Here is a 15,290-nt window from a genome sequence, read left to right as displayed (position 1 = left end):
CGGTTCCGCACTCCGCGTGTGGTCGCCGACTACATCGGCGAGAAAGGCATCTATCTCTGACGCTGCTCTGTGCGCCTCAGTCCGCGCGGCTTGAAATGCCCATCGCCACCGCGTTAGCATTGGCGCGGGTTCAAGAACCGATGTCCAGAACGGAGTGCACGCTGCCATGATGGAGTTACTGCGCGGACGGCTGTTCAAATCCGTGATCATGTTCGGGATGGCGTTCATCTTCGCCATCGCGTTTGGCGCGGTGGTATCCGGTGTTCGGCCCGGGGCGATCTTCTCCGGCGGGGGCGACTGGACCCTCAAGGTCGAGGGGAAGAAGATCAGCGTCGGCGCGTTCCAGCGCGAATACCAGCGCCAGTCGGAGCGTGCCCAGGAACTGCGGCAGTACGGTCAGGACATGGACATCGCCCAGGAGACCGAGAACGCTCTGATCCAGCGTTCTTTGCTGGTTCGGTACGCGCGTGAGTCGGGGATCGTTCCGACCAACACGAGCTCCCTCGCGAAGGCGGTCAAGACGAACGCGCACCTGAACGAGGCGTTCCAGCCGTACAGCCGCCAGTTCGGCGCGGCGGAAGCCCTCAACACCTTCGGCGACGACCAGGCGATCCAGGGCGTCGTATCGTCGATTCAGCATCTGCCCATCGTGACCACAAGCGAGATCGAGGCGGACTTCATCGAGCGGAACACGAAGGCGAAGGTGAAGTTCATCGAGTTCGCCACTTCATCGCTGATTCCGACGATCACCATCTCGGATGACGAGGCGCGCAAGCACTACGACGCCCACAAGGACGACTACTGGCGAGGCGCGTCGGTGAACTTCGAGTTCCTGCGCCTCGATCCCGCCATCGCGCGTGCGCAGTCGACGGTTTCTGACGAGGACGTCCGCGCATACTACGACAGCCACCTGTCGGAGTACGAGCAGGACGAAGTCAAAGCGCAGCACATCCTCCGCAAGTTCCCGCCGAACCCGACTCCTGAGCAGGAGGAGGACGTGCGCCGGAGGATGGAGGAAATCGTCGCTCTCGCCAAGAAGCCCGACGCGGACTTCGGGGCGTTGGCGGCTCAGTACTCGGAGGACCCGGGCTCCGCAGCAGGTGGCGGGCACCTCGGCTGGTTCGGGCGCGGTCAGATGGTCGAGCCGTTCGAACAGGCGGCGTTCGCGCTGAATGCGCCGGGCGAAATGAGCGGGATCGTGAAGACCGTCTACGGGTTCCACATCATCAAGCTCGAGGAGAAGCGGCAGGGGACGAAGCCGTTCGAGCTCGTCTCCGCCGAGATCCGCAACCAGTTGGTGTCATCCTCGTCGTCTGACAAGGTGCGCGAAGATGCCGACGAGCTCTTCTTCGACATCGACGCGGACGGGGTGGAGAAATCGCTCGCCCAGGACCGGTACAAGGGATACGGGCTGACCGTCCAGAGCACAGGCTTCGTGTCGAGCAGCGAGTCGACGATCCCGAACTTGGGTTCGTCGTGGCAGTACGGCGATGTCCTGACTCGCGCGTTCCGGGCGCGAACCGGCGAGTGGTCGGAGCCCATCGAAGTGAAGCCCGCAGGGGGAACCGAGATCGCCGCCTACGTGCTCCTGCGCGTCACCGGTCGCAAACCCGCTGGACCGGCGGACTTCGAGACGGTCAAGGAGTCGATCGTCACGTCGCTCAAGCAGCAGCGAGCGCTCGCCATGGCGTCGGAAGCGGCGAAGCAGGCGTGGGGGCAGCGCCGCGAGGGCGAGCCGCTCAGCGCGTTGGCGGCTCGGATGAAGCCCGATGCCACGACGGGAAAGGCTCCCGAAGTGCGAGAGTCGGGTGAGTTCGCCACGAACCAGAGCGGCTACGTGGCGTCGATGGGCACATGCCGTCCTGCGATGGTCGCCGCGTTTCAGATGAACGTCGGCGAGGTGCGCGGACCGTTCCAGGGTCCCACGGCTGTCTACTTGGTGGAGCTTGTGTCGCGCACGGACGCGGACATGACGGCGCTGACCGACGCCGAGCGCGCGAACACGCGGCAGCGGTTGCTGTCCGCCAAGCAAAACGCCCTCTTCCAGGCGTGGTACCAGTCGCTTCGCGACGGCGCGAAGATCGAGCGGAACGAGAAGGTGCTTGCCCAGTTCTGAACGGACGCGATACCGAGGAGTCCAGATTGGCGGAGCGAATCCCACTCGAAGACGAGTTCGGCGACATCATCGCGAAGGCGCGGTTCGGGCTGAAGCGGAGCACGGCGCACGTCGCCCTGTCGGCGGGCGTTGCCGAGGGCGCGCTCCGATCCCTGGAAGGCTATGAGCGGCAGCCTTCAGACCGCGAGGTCGCCGGGATTGCCACCGCTCTCGGCTTGAACGCCGACCGACTCGCTGCGGTTGTCAACGGGTCCTGGCGACCCGAAGACGAGCCGATGGATGGCGACGCCCAGAGCCAGGTCGTTCGCCTGCTGAACTATGTCGGCGGGTACCCCGTGTTCAGCTACCTCCTGGCGTGCCGACGGACCAAGCAAGCGGTTGCCATCGACACCGCCGCCGACGGCGAACAGGTTCTGCGCGAGGCTCAGCAGCGCGGCTTGGCGTTGCAGGCGGTTCTGCTGACACATGGTCACGGCGATCACGTCGAAGACGTGGCGATGGTCCAGGAACGCGCGGGAATCCCCGTCGTGATGGGACCCACGCTGCCGATTCCATCGGGTGTTCAGAGCATGGAGCGGATCGGTGACGGCGAGACGTATTCCGTAGGCGACGTTTCCATCGAGCTCCGGCGCACGCCCGGGCACACGCCGGACTGCGTGACGTACGTGTCGGGGAAAGTCGCGATCAGCGGAGATGTCCTGTTCGCCGGCTCGTTGGGCAGAGCCAACTTCTCCTACGATGCCATCCGCGAATCCGTCCGCACGCGCCTGTTCACGCTGAGCGACGACACGCGCATCTATCCCGGACACGGTCCGTCGACGACCGTTGGCGAGGAGAAGGCGCACAACCCGTTCTTCTAGCGCGGGTCGAACGCCACGTCGTCCAGCGGGTAGATCGGACGCCGCAGCTTCTTGTAGTCGTACGCCTGGAAGTCGGGGCGATGCACGCCTGGCGTGTCGGCGTCGAAGATGGCGTGCGCGAACTCCTGGTACGTGCTGCGGAAATGCACGGCGGACTTGAGCGCGATGAACCGACGGTCCCTCGGTTCGATCCCGACGCTGCGCAGCAGTTCCGCGTCGAACGGCTGAATCCGCCGCTGAGTCACGACGATCTCGACGCCCGCCACGACGATAACGGCTGCCTTCCCCATCGACGCGCGAGCGCCGGCTCCCATGGCTCCCTTCAGCGCGAACCCGCCGTCTGAGAGAACGCGAACGTAGGCGCGGACCTTCAGGGGAGGTCCGTGTCGGTCGTCGGTCTTGCCCCCGAGCGTCAGATCGACGTGATTACCGACGCCAGCCGCGATGGCGGCATCCATCGACTCCGGGTCCGCGATCACCGCGACGACTGCCCCGTCGAGACCGGACGCGATCAGCTCGCTCAGGACAACGGTCCCGTCGCAGGGCCCGCCGCCGCCGGGGTTGTCCGAACCGTCGGCGAAGACGACCGGTCCCGGCGCGGTTCGTGCGAAGTCGATTGCCTCCCCGACGGGCGTCAGAGTCGGCATGAACGCGTCGCGCGCGCGCCAGACCTCTCTCGCGAGTTCCTGCGCAAGCCCATCCGCCAGCGCCTGATCGCCGTCGGTCGTCACAAGCACCGCGACCCCCGCATCGCGGATGTCCGCGAATGGGAACCCCATCGCCAACGTGGCGTTGAGCACCGTGTCGCGTTCCTCGATGTCATGAACCAGGTCGAGGAGGCTGCGCATCGGTTCCCGCAGCGTGCACTGCATCGGCGGCATGGTGAGCAGCGGCAGTTGACAATATGCCATCGTCGGGGCGATGTTTCGACGGGCGGCGCGGATCGCCAGGTTCATCGCCTCGACGCCTCGCTCGAGCATGTCTGTGTGCGGGTATTCGTCGAACCCGATGATGGCGTCGGCGACGTCCGCCATCGCACGGGTGGCGTTCGCGTGCAGGTCCAGCGTGACGATGATCGGCATCGAGCTGCCGACTGCCTCGCGCACGGCGGCGATCAGGTCCCCTTCGGCGTCCTCGTGCCGGTCCGTCACCATCGCGCCGTGAAGATCGAGGGCGACGGCGTCGAACGGTCGCGCCGCTTCCAGGCGGGTCAACAGCATCGACCGGAGCTGCTCGTAGGCGCTCTCCTCCACCGTGCCGGACGGCGTGGCAAACGTGCTGAGCAACGGCACGATCTCGGCGCCAGCCGTCTCGGCAGCCTTCACGAACCCGCCGTGGATCGTCCGGGTGTTCCGGCACGCCGCGACAATGGCTTCTCCGCCCACGAAGCAGCCGTTCGTGCTGCCTTGCCGGAAGTTCTCCAGCCGAGTCGGCGTCACCGAGAACGTGTTGGTCTCGTGCCCTATCTGAGCCGTGACAACGCGCACGCGCAGTGCCTATCTGTTGTATTTCGGCGCGACAACCCGCGACTTCATCCACACCGCGTCGCACGCGTCGAGGATGTCCTTGGGGAGCGCGTGTCCGTCGACCGTGTCGTCGAATGCTCCGAGCGTGTCGCGGACCTGGTCGGCGGAGCTCGCTCCCAGGATCGCGACCTGCACGGCGGGATGATTCAGGCACCAGCGGACGCTGAAATGCGTCAGGCTGTTGCCGACCTGAGCCGCGATCCGCTCCAGCGAGTGCACCGCCTCGATGTTCGTCTCATACCAGTAGCGGTCTCTGTAGAACTCGTAGACGTCGAACCGCGCGCCCGGCTGGATATCGAGCGCCCGATACTTGCCGGTCAGCATGCCCCCGGCGAGGGGATTGTAGACCATGACGCCGATTCCGAACTCAGCGCACGCCGGCAACAGCTCCTGCTCGATGCCGCGAGCCAGCAGGTTGTACATGGGCTGCGTCACCGTCAACGGGATCAGGTCTCTCCGATCCGCGATCCACAGCGCCTGGGTCAACTGCCACGACGCGTAGTTCGAGCAGCCGATGTACCGAACCTTCCCCGACCGAACCAACGCGTCCATCGCGGAGAGTGTCTCCTCGAGGGGTGTCGAGTAGTCCGGCGAATGGAGCAGGTAGATGTCGATGTAGTCGGTTCCCAGCCGCCTGAGCGAGTCCTCGACCGCGGCGAGGATATGGCGTCGGGATAGACCTCGGTCGTTGGGTCCCGTGCCGACCTGTCCGAAGACCTTGGTCGAGATGATGACGTCGTCCCGGATGCCCTCCAAGCACCTGCCCAGGATCTCCTCCGAGACGCCTGCGTTGTAGGCGTTCGCCGTGTCGAAGAAGTTGACGCCCGCGTCGAGGCACGCGCCGACGATCTCGCGAGACATCGCCTCGTCCGCCTGCCTCCCGAACGTCATCGTTCCGAGACACGCGCGAGAGACCTTGACGCCGTTCTTCCCAAACGACACATAGTCCATGTCCATCGTCCTCCTACCGTGCGCCCGTCGGGTTGATTCGGGGGCGTCGACCAGACATCATTCCGTCGTCTCAGGCGCTTGGATCGTCTGCCGCAGCGGGAAGTGGCGGGCGGTCCTGTCCCGACGGGAGCCGCCTACGCGTCGCTCCGGCTTCCTCGACGAATCGTTCGAACAGCGCCATGGCGACCGGGTCGTGGTCGGCGACGTGCTCCGGATGCCACTGAACCCCCATGGCGAACCGATGCCGCGTGGACTCGATGGCTTCGATCACGCCGTCGGATGTCTTGGCGACGGCGCGGAACGGCTCCACGACATCGCTGGCGCTCTGGTGATGGAACGAGTTGACGAAGATGCGGTCGCTGCCGGCAATGGACGCGAGGCGGCTCGTTGGGTCCAGATCGACGGCGTGCGACGCGTGCCAACCGGGAGCGCGCTGCGTGTGCTGAAGGGCTCCCGGCACGCTCGTGGCAATATCCTGCACCATGCCGCCGCCCGATGCGACGTTGAGCACTTGGGCTCCTCGGCAGATCGCCAGCACCGGCTTGTCGGCTTCGAGTGCGGCGCGGCAGAGGCGTAGCTCGAAATCGTCCCGCAACGGATCGACGTCACGCAGCCCAGGAACCGGGTCTTCTCCGAAGTGGGCTGGCGCGACATCGCCGCCGCCCGACAGGAGGAGCCCATCGACGAGGGCGATGTAGCCGTCGCGGGTGGGTCCGTCGAAGGTCGGCGGTAGCAGGATAGGCATCCCTCCTGCGACACGGATGGCTCGAACATACGTTTCCGAGATCGAGTGCACGCCTTCCATGCGTCGAGGATCTCCAGCGGATCCGGCGTGCTCGAAACGAGCGGTGATGCCGATGATGGGTGTGCGAGTGGACATTGCCACCTCACGCTGCGCGACGGATGAAGCCCGTGAGCGAGGAGATACCCGAACGATGCGAATCTATCCGGCGATCGACCTCAAAGGGGGTCGTTGCGTGCGGCTGCGGCAGGGCGACCCGAACCAGGAGACCGTGTTCTCCGACGATCCCGCCGCGCAGGCTAGGCACTGGGTTCAGCAGGGGGCGGAATGGATCCACGTCGTCGACCTGGACGGCGCGTTTTCCGGGAGCCCGCAGAACGCCGCCGCGATCACGGCGATTGTAGATGCCGTCTCGGTTCCCGTGCAACTAGGCGGCGGGATGCGAGAGCTGGAGCGGATTCGCGCGGCGCTGGACAGGGGCGTGCGTCGGGTGATCGTCGGGACGCGAGCGCTCGAAGACCCGAATTTCGTCCGTCACGCCTGCCGCGAGTTCCCGGGAGCCATCGCCGTCGGAATCGACGCGCGCGACGGCTACGTTGCGACCAGAGGCTGGGGAAACGTCACGGGTACGCTCGCCGCCGATCTGGCGGCGCGTGTCGCAGACGATGGCGTCTGCGCAATCATCTACACGGACATCGCCACGGACGGCATGTTGCAGGGCCCCAACCTGGCGGCGACGGAGCAGCTCGCGAGAGCGGTCCCGGTTCCCATCATCGCGTCCGGCGGCGTGTCCTCCCTGGAGGACATCCGAGCGCTACGAGCCCTGAGCGAGGTCGGCGTTGAGGGCGCGATCGTCGGTCGCGCGCTCTACGACGGCAAGCTGTCGCTGAGCGAAGCCATCGCCGTGGCGCGGGGCTAGAGTTCCGCCACGAGCTCCAGGTCGAGCCGGTGCTCCGTCGGTTGGCGGCGCGCCGAGATCATGTGGTAGTTGAGCCGGAAGGTCAGGTCGGTGAAGCTCTGCGCGCGATAGTCCGCCCTCAGCCGAATCTCTTGGCTCAAACCATCGTAGAACCGATAGCGCGTCAACGGGAGTTGAGCGCCGACGCTCGATCCGTGGGCTAGCCGGAAGGTCGCCTCGGCACGCCCTTTGGACGGTAGCAGCCAGTTCAGCAGCGCCTCGGCTGCGCGTGTGCGAGTCTCGGCGGCTTCTGTCTCGCCTGCGGATTCCAGCGCCTTCTCGGTCTCCAGCGCGCCCCGGATGCCGACGAACCACGCGGGCGTCAGACTGAATCGCGTCGTGATGGCGTGCTCGCGTTCGTCTCGCCACAGGTCCGACACGAGCCGCGAGTTGACTAAGTCTTCGGCGTCAACGTGCTCGATCCGCTCGGTTGACAGCATCCGATCCGTAGTGCCCTCGAACGTGAGTCGCCGCCATGGAGCCGCCCGCAGCCGATAGCGCATCGACTCGGTCCGAATGGATCGATCTTCGCTGTTCAGACGGCGATTCACCGTCCGGTTCAGCCTCCTCTCGGCATCGGCGGAGAACGCGGGCGCGGGAGCCCATCGGACTCGCACGTCATGGCGACGGACACCGTAGACCGTGCTCGCGCGGTTCATGTCATGCCACGGCACGATGTCGAGCGCCGAAGCGTTCTCGTGCTCTTCGGACATGTCCAACGTGGAGTCGAACGAGACCCCGGCGAGCGCCGACAACGCGCGAGGCGTGGACGCCGTCGTGCCTTCTGCCTTCCTCCTACCCAGCGTAGCGGAGCCCGGATCGAGCCGAACGCGAATCTGCCCTTCGCCCGTCGTGACGGGCGTATCGCCGACCGTGCGGACGATCCGAATGTAGTCGCCCCGCTCCGGGTCCTCGTCGTAGTGGTAGTCGTCGATGCGGACGTACATCCCCTGTCCGGGCTGGATCCGCACGGGAACGCCATCGTCGAGGATGACGTTCGTGTAGACCTCTTCGCGGCGGCTGGAGAGCCGTCGGTCCAGCCGCATCCGCGCGCTCACGTCGACGGCGCGACGCCATGGCGTTGCACTCGCCTGGAGGTCGGCGAGGATCGCGTTCAGGTCGGAACCATCGGAACCGAGCTGCCGGAATGTGCGACGAGCCAGCGTGCCGATGAAGTCCAGCCAGTCGTTAGGTCGAACGCTCGAATCGATGCCTAGAGTCTGAGCTTCGCTCGTCGTGCGCCAGTCTCCGAACCCGATCACGACATCCTGCTCGGCGAGGATGGGATCGCGCCCCTCCGTTCGCTCATTCTCCCATCGCGCCGATGCAGTCGCCCGCGTCGATGACACGCCGGCGAGACGGTAGGCGTCGCGCGACCTGCGCAGGTTGCGGTTCGCACCGTCGGAGACGGTGTCGTCCGCCGCAGCGAAGCGCTCGCGCGTGTAGGTCGCTTGAAGCGGACCGATGCGATCCTCGAACGCCCATGTGGTTTCATCCTTCGTGAAGTCGTCATCGACGCCTCTCTCGACCAACGACCTTCGTCGTGTGTAGATGGCTTTCGGCAACGACGGGCGATCCATTCGCAGTTGCCCACTCCAGTTCAGGGCGCGTTCGTCCGGGTCGTCGCCAGCGTGGTCATCCTCGGACCAGGAACCCGATGCCTTGGCGCCCATCCCTCGCGCTGGCGTCCATTCCGCCGATGCCGCATAGCGCTCCTGCGTCTGAGGCGAAATCCCGACGGCGCGCGCGAGTCCGACGCCGAGCAGCGCGTCACCGTACGACTCCTCAGACGCGCGTGCCGCATACGACGAGCGCAAGGAACCGGACGTACCGACCGTCTGGAAGGACGCCTGACTCCGCTCCGCCGTCGCGTCGAATGAGAGCCGGTTCAGCCGGCTCTGAGCCCCGACGCGCCATGCGACGCCCCCTCTGCCGTCGTCACCCTCATGGAGCGTGTTCCGGTCTGCCTGGTGGTGAGCCCAGTCCGCGCGCACGGATGTCCGTTCGCCCAACGACACGGATGAATCGAAGCCGACGACGCGCCTCCGAATCGGCGCTGTGAGCGATCGCCCATCCTCAGACGTGGTCTCGCCTTCCCGCAGCCGCTGCCAATCGGAGTCCGTGAGCACACCCAACGGACGACGCTGGTCGTCTGACTCGGTGGCGTAGGCGAACCCAAGACGGTTCTTGCCATCCGGGGAGCTCAGCCCGGCGCGTCCGGCGTAGAGGTTCCGCTGCCAGCCCTCCAAGTCGTCGCGGTACTCGTAGTCGATGCGAATGATGTCGTTGCGCGTGATGAGCCTCTTGAGCGTGAACTCGACGACGGGGTCGCCGTAGTCCCGGATCACGTAGTCGTTCGACGCTCCGCGGACCATCGGGGTGCCGTTCAGCCAGACCTGCTCGGAGCCGGCGACCATGACGACGAACCGACCGCGCGGCGATACGCGGTACGAGTTCTGTCCTTCGGTTCCCACGATGGTCACGCTGTCGGACTTGCCGCGAGGCAGCGCGGCGACGAGCTGACCTTCCCCAGGTCCGCCATTACCCCGGACCTGTACGCCCTGAACCCGCATCGGCGCGAGGATCAGGTCGGTGTCGGCGAGGTGGACCTCGTCGTCGCCCAGCGATACGGCGAATCGCTCTGCCGTGACGCGGATCAGCACGTCGTCGAGCCGGTCGAGCTCTTCCGTCGTTCCCTCCGGCTGTATCGGGAGTTGCTGATCGGTCAACGCGGCTGAAACGGAGATGCCCGGAACGATCTCGCCGTCGACGTTGAGCCGAAGACTCTGATCCGGAGCGAATGACCGATTGCTGCCGGCGCTGATGGCGAAGGTCTTGGATCCGCTGACGTCGAGCACGCCCGCCTGCGGCTGCGCCGCTCCGAATCCGGGCTCGGGCACTCGTGCCGGCACTCGGAGCCGAGTCAGGGCTGGGTCGACGGCGAACAAGTCGAGGGAAGAGCGTGGATCGATCCCGAGCGCGAGGCTTTCGTAGGAGACCTCGACGACCGTGCCGATGTGCAGCGGGGGTGTGAAGCGTATCCGGTTCCGCAGCGCGTCGAATCGGTACGCGATGCCGGCGGGAAGCACCACCTCGTCCGCCACGACCTCGATGCTGTCGCCGACGACGAACGACCGCTCGAACGCGTGGAACTCGAGTTCGGTGATGGCAGTCAACGTCTCCTCGTGTCGGAACCCAGAGATCGTTGAGCCTTCGGTGGGTTGCGCGGTGGCGGCGAAGGGCAGTCGCGTGAGGCAGGCAATGGCGACCACTGCCCGTTTCGCTATCGTCCGCCACGGCATGGGGGAACGCCACCTCGCCATCGGGAGGGATTCGCGCACGTCCTCGTCTTGACCGGTTCTACTCGGTATGGTATGCCTGAGCCTGTCCCGTGTCGAGCCGCGCAGCCCTCGAAAGGCTCACTCCGTGCCCGACAAGACCGACAGCACCTTGCCCGGCGAACTGGTTCAGTTCATCGCCTTCCTGCGTACGAAGGGCATGAAGGTGACCCAGGAGCGCCTGGACATTCTGCGCGAGATCTTCTCGACGGACGCCCATTTCGAGGCTGAGGACCTGCTGATTCGTCTTCGCAGCCAGGGAAAGTCGGTGTCCAAGGCGACGATCTATCGAACCCTCCCGCTTCTGCTCGAGGCGGGTCTGCTCCGGCAGTCCTATCTGACCGGCGAGAAGCAGACCTACTACGAGCACACCATGGGACCCAAGCGGCACGAGCACCTGATCTGCGGGCAATGCGGCAAAGTGATCGAGTTCACCAGCCCCGGCTTGGAGACCGCGCTAGCGAGCGTTTACGAGCACCACCGGTTTCGAGCGTCACGTCGCCGCGTGGAGATCTACGGGACCTGCGCGGACTGCGAAAGCCTGACAGCCGGCTAACCCCGCCGCCGACCCAATCCAGAGCCAGAAAAACTCGCAGCGAGTCGAGTGCGGCAGGCGCTCGCACTGTGATGGGGGCGTCAGGTCGGAAGGTTCGTACGTGGTTTGACCGCGCCAAACCGCCGGTCGCGCCGCTGAAACACGACGATCGCCTCAAGGAGGTCGCGTCGGCGGAAGTCGGGCCACATCGTCGGCGTGAAGACCAACTCGGCGTAGGCTCCCTGCCACAGAAGGAAGTTGCTTAGCCTCTGTTCTCCGCTCGTGCGGATGATGAGGTCAGGATCCGGCAGGACTCCCGTCTCTAGGTAGAGACGGAACCGTTCCTCGGTCAGATCGTCCTCGGCGATGACACCTCGGCGAATGTCTGCGAGAACCGACTTCACAGCCTGGAGGATCTCCTGCCGACCGCCGTAGCTCAGAGCCAGATTCAGCACGAGCCCCGTGTTGCCCCGCAGTCGGCGTTCGGACCGCGCCAACTCCCAACGAGCCAGCATGGGCAGCCTGCTCGTATCGCCGATCCCCCGTAGTGTCACGTTATTGCGGCGGAGTCGCGGGGTTTCCAGGCGAAGTTGCTGGCGGAGCAAGTGCATCAGCGCCCGCACCTCGCTGGGAGGACGCTTCCAGTTCTCGGTGGAGAACGCGTAGAGCGTGAGCGCGTCGAGCTGCATGCGCCCGCAGGCGTCCACGATCTCCCAGACCGACTTGACAGCGGCGCGGTGCCCATCGACGCGAGGCAGCCCGCGCTCTTGAGCCCACCGACCGTTGCCGTCCATGACGATGCCGATGTGACGGGGCATGCGACTGAAGTCGACGAGCGCTTCGAGCCCCGACTCGCTCAAAGATGAGAGGTCGACGCCTCCGCCCATGCCTTCTTGAGTGGGAGCCATGATCGGAGCGGACACGACGAACGGCTCGGAGCGCACAGGAGGCTTGGTGCCATCGTGACCCGGTGCCGCCGCGGGGTACATCCGAGTGTCCTCAGATTGTGTTGTGCTTATTTGCACACCATGTCGCGTCCGCCACTTCGGAAGCATAACACACGGCATTTACGATGTAAAGGACATTCTACGCGCGCATGTGTTGGACCCCGGGCAATCATAGTTGCACTATTGCACAGACTGGGGTAGAGTTTTGGCAGCGGCCGGTTCTGAGAGGGTTGTCACAACCGTGAGACTGGATGCTTCTGCCGACATCATCGTCGCGAATGCCAAGCGCCTGCTGACAGGACGCACGCAGTCTGCCGTGGCTCGTGAAGCCGACATCGAACGGACCAAGCTGCATCGGTTCCTGGCTGGGAAGCTGATGCTGCGCGCCGATGAGTTGCAGCGGCTTGCCGATGTCCTGACGGTCGATGTCTCGGAGTTCTACGGTAACAGCGCAAGCCGACCCGACTTCCAATCTGCCTTCCTGAAGAACGACGACTTCGCGTTGCGCATCTCATCCCTTTTGCTAGGGGGCGAGGAGCGCTACCCCGTCAAGGACACGTCGCGCCTGGAAGCCCTGATCGAGGACGTGGAACCCGAACCGGAGGCAGAGCGCATCGTCACCGACCTCATGGAGGTTCTCGAGAGCCGCGCCCTGTCCGCGTTCGCATTCATCGGCGCATGGGTGCTGCTCTGGGAGCGGATGTCGGTCGATGAAGGCATCCAAATGGCGCGAGCCCTTCGCCGAATCATCCCGTCGCATGGCGACTTGATGACACGCATCGCGTCCATCGCCGTGCGCAATGACCGCGATCGCGTCGACGCCGTGAACGCCTTTCTCGACGCGGTTGAACCTCAGAGGTTGTATTTGGACGGCATCGGGCATCTACGTCACGTGCTGTCGGTGGAACGCATCGACCAGTGTGCCGGTCTTGCCCACAAGATCCTTGAGAAAAGCCGCCATCGAACTCAGGAGACCGTCCACCAGAGACTTCTCGCGCTGAAGCGTACGATCGACGATCCGGGGGCTCCCGTTTTCTGGGCGCGTCTGCTGTCATATCTGGATCCCAACGTTCCCTAACGTTATGGCGGAACCGGTTCGCGCGGCGACCGCAGGCGCAGCTTGCGCGTGCCGCCCTGATGTGGCAACGTTCCGCGCATGTGAGGCGAACGGGCTCGACGTCACAGAAATGGATCTGAGACGCAGCCCGTTGATCGAACCGGAGGTATGTGTCATGCGTTGGCTGCGGATCGCTGTGCCGGTGGCGGCGTTTGCCGTCGTTGTGGGCTGTGCTCAGGAGAAAAAGGCGGCTGCCCCGATGTCGACGGAGCCGCACGTGATGGCGTCAGATGAGGTCGCCGCCGGTCGGTACATCGTTCGGATCGCCGGCTGCAACGACTGCCACACGCCAGGGTTCCTCGAGAACGGCGAAGCCGTCCCCGAGGATCAGTGGCTGATCGGCATGCCGCTGGGGTTCCGCGGTCCGTGGGGCACGACGTACCCCAGGAACCTGCGCATAAAGGTCTCCGAAGTGACTGCTGACGAGTTCGTCGCAGAGCTGAAGTCGAGAAACACGAAGCCGCCCATGCCGTGGCCCAGCCTCCACGCGATGAGCGACGCCGATTTGCGCGCCGTCTATGCGTACATCAAGACGCTGACGCCCGTCGGCGAGCAGACGCCAGAGTACGTTCCCCCCGACGTGGAACCGACAACGCCCTACTTCCTGTTCGTGCCCCAGATGCCTGCCGGAGCTGCGCCTCCCGCGCAGTAGCCATCCGATCACGGGTCCGGCGCGTCCGACGATGCCGCCGGACCCGACCGCGCAAACCGCATCCGCCTGCGATTCGTTAGATCACAGTGTCCGCCAAGCACCCAGCGAGGAGGACTGACGATGTGGCGGCGAGCGCTCGTGGCGGTCGGCGCGATGGCGCTCCTGATCGCAGCCAGTTCGTCTGCATCGACACGCTTCAAGACACGCGACGGCTTGCCGATCGACGATATCCGTGTTCAAGGCAACCGCGAGATCGGAACGCATGAGGTGCTCGCCGCCCTCGACCTCGGACCGGACGACTTTGAGAACGCCGTCAAGACGATGCGCGGCGTGCTCCCCTACTTCTCCGTGGTTGACTGGCGTGTCTCCGTGGAGGGTGGCAGCCGGATCGCCACCGTTCGCGTCATTGAGGGCGTCCACGGCAGTGGTCCCTTCGGCACGCATGGACACGCGTCACCGACGTTCGCCCTGAACCGAGTTTCTGGCTTCGACTTCGGTGTGCGCGCCGAGGTGTGGAAGCATCCGAACCTGCGGACGCCGCCACGCGGCAGGCTGTTCGTGGGCATCAGCCGCGCTCTGTCGGGCGGTTTCACGTCGGCAGAGGGCGGCGCGTGGGTATCCGCCGGATGGTTCCGCGACCACGGTCTGCGGATAGGCGGTAGAGGGTATCGTGGTATCGCCGTGTTCGACGCGCTGGCGCAGCCGGAGGACTCGGAGCAGTTCGTCATGGCGCTGCTCTACAACGGGGAGTTGCGAGACTACTATCTGCGGACCGGCGCGGAGGCGAGTGTGCGGTGGGCGAACGAACACGAGTCCCGCGTGCTCGAACTCGCCCTGGTCGATGAACAGCACGATTCACTGTCTGCCGAACTGGATTGGAGCCTGTTCGCTCCACGCGGAACGGCTCGAACCAACCCCGCTGCGACCGAAGGCGATCTCAGAAGCATCGTCGTGCGCATTCGGTCACAGTCGTCAGACTCACGGTACGCCATCGACGCGGAGGCGGAGCACGCTCCCGACTCCGGTTCCGCCTACTTCGCGTTCACCCGGGCGCGCGCGCAGACGACGGCTCGATGGCAGGCGGGCAGATACGGCGTCCGGGCGCGCCTATTGGTGGGAACGACCGACGGCGAGCCACCCATCCAGCGACGGTTCTGGATCGGCGGTCCCGCGTCGGTACGGGGCTACGACATCGGCGAGTTCGTCGGCAGGCACGTCATGCTCGCGAACGTCGAAGTGCTGCGAGGTCCCTTCGTCGTGTACGTGGACGTAGGACAGACGGCGGACATTGCCAGCGATCTGGGCGACGAGACGCCGCCCGCCGGAGTGGGTGTCGGGTTCCGACTCGGCGATGGCTTCCGAATCAATCTCTCCCAGGCACTTGACAATCGGTCCCCAGAGGCACACATCCGTTGGGCGCGGATGTTCTGAGTCGTCGAGCTCCAGAGCCGTCAGCGCCGCCGTTTTGCCGGGCGATTCGCGCGTATGCTAGTATTAGCTGGTCATTACGCCTGATCGCGCGTCACTGCGCGCTCCGTTCGACGCTCT

Annotated in this window: 12 protein-coding genes; 7 read left to right on the top strand and 5 right to left on the bottom strand. The window is 65.3% G+C overall.

Annotated features, from left to right (window positions below):
• The first annotated feature begins 166 nt into the window (after window positions 1-166).
• Window positions 167-2,116: a hypothetical protein gene (locus FJZ36_13520; protein MBM3215925.1), complete on the top strand. Its 1,950-nt coding sequence runs from the start codon at window positions 167-169 to the stop codon at window positions 2,114-2,116.
• Window positions 1,855-2,976, top strand: a complete 1,122-nt coding sequence (locus FJZ36_13515; GenBank protein MBM3215924.1) for an MBL fold metallo-hydrolase — start codon at window positions 1,855-1,857, stop codon at window positions 2,974-2,976. Before FJZ36_13520 ends, FJZ36_13515 begins: the two co-directional genes overlap by 262 nt.
• Here the strand turns inward: FJZ36_13515 and FJZ36_13510 are convergent.
• The 3 genes from FJZ36_13510 to FJZ36_13500 form a co-directional block, all read right to left on the bottom strand.
• The gene (locus FJZ36_13510; protein ID MBM3215923.1) at window positions 2,973-4,463 is read right to left on the bottom strand and encodes a M81 family metallopeptidase; all 1,491 of its coding nucleotides are present in this window, start codon (window positions 4,461-4,463) and stop codon (window positions 2,973-2,975) included. The genes FJZ36_13515 and FJZ36_13510 overlap by 4 nt on opposite strands.
• 9 nt (window positions 4,464-4,472) lie before the next feature.
• Complete coding sequence (locus FJZ36_13505; GenBank protein MBM3215922.1) at window positions 4,473-5,453, bottom strand: aldo/keto reductase; 981 nt, start codon at window positions 5,451-5,453, stop codon at window positions 4,473-4,475.
• A gap of 70 nt (window positions 5,454-5,523) precedes the next feature.
• Entirely contained in the window at window positions 5,524-6,333 is an 810-nt protein-coding gene (locus FJZ36_13500) for a gamma-glutamyl-gamma-aminobutyrate hydrolase family protein (GenBank protein ID MBM3215921.1), read from the bottom strand.
• Window positions 6,334-6,388: 55 nt separating this feature from the next.
• Here FJZ36_13500 and hisA point away from each other — a divergent pair, with 55 nt between their 5' ends.
• Complete coding sequence (gene hisA / locus FJZ36_13495) at window positions 6,389-7,114, top strand: 1-(5-phosphoribosyl)-5-[(5-phosphoribosylamino)methylideneamino]imidazole-4-carboxamide isomerase (protein MBM3215920.1); 726 nt, start codon at window positions 6,389-6,391, stop codon at window positions 7,112-7,114.
• Here hisA and FJZ36_13490 read toward each other — a convergent pair.
• Window positions 7,111-10,455: a hypothetical protein gene (locus FJZ36_13490; GenBank protein MBM3215919.1), complete on the bottom strand. Its 3,345-nt coding sequence runs from the start codon at window positions 10,453-10,455 to the stop codon at window positions 7,111-7,113. The genes hisA and FJZ36_13490 overlap by 4 nt on opposite strands.
• Before the next feature lie 67 nt (window positions 10,456-10,522).
• On the opposite strand from FJZ36_13490, the gene FJZ36_13485 reads away from it, so the two are divergent.
• A complete protein-coding gene (locus FJZ36_13485) occupies window positions 10,523-11,047 on the top strand; it encodes a transcriptional repressor (GenBank protein ID MBM3215918.1) in 525 nt (174 codons plus the stop codon).
• Window positions 11,048-11,127: 80 nt separating this feature from the next.
• Here FJZ36_13485 and FJZ36_13480 read toward each other — a convergent pair whose 3' ends face one another.
• Entirely contained in the window at window positions 11,128-11,913 is a 786-nt protein-coding gene (locus FJZ36_13480) for an isoprenyl transferase (GenBank protein ID MBM3215917.1), read from the bottom strand.
• A 301-nt stretch (window positions 11,914-12,214) separates the two neighbouring features.
• Between FJZ36_13480 and FJZ36_13475 the strand changes: the two genes are divergently transcribed.
• The 3 genes from FJZ36_13475 to FJZ36_13465 all read left to right on the top strand — a co-directional run bounded on the left by FJZ36_13475 (window position 12,215) and on the right by FJZ36_13465 (window position 15,173).
• Window positions 12,215-13,051 carry a helix-turn-helix transcriptional regulator gene (locus tag FJZ36_13475; GenBank protein MBM3215916.1) on the top strand — a complete coding sequence of 279 codons (837 nt, stop codon included), beginning with the start codon at window positions 12,215-12,217 and terminating at the stop codon, window positions 13,049-13,051.
• A 238-nt stretch (window positions 13,052-13,289) separates the two neighbouring features.
• Window positions 13,290-13,742 (top strand): cytochrome c, encoded by a 453-nt coding sequence (locus FJZ36_13470; protein MBM3215915.1) that lies wholly within the window; start codon window positions 13,290-13,292, stop codon window positions 13,740-13,742.
• A 120-nt stretch (window positions 13,743-13,862) separates the two neighbouring features.
• Window positions 13,863-15,173, top strand: a complete 1,311-nt coding sequence (locus tag FJZ36_13465; protein MBM3215914.1) for a hypothetical protein — start codon at window positions 13,863-13,865, stop codon at window positions 15,171-15,173.
• Window positions 15,174-15,290: the final 117 nt, after the last annotated feature.

The organism is Candidatus Poribacteria bacterium (genome assembly GCA_016866785.1).
GTDB lineage: Bacteria > Poribacteria > WGA-4E.
This window is presented reverse-complemented; position numbering and strand designations above follow the sequence as displayed.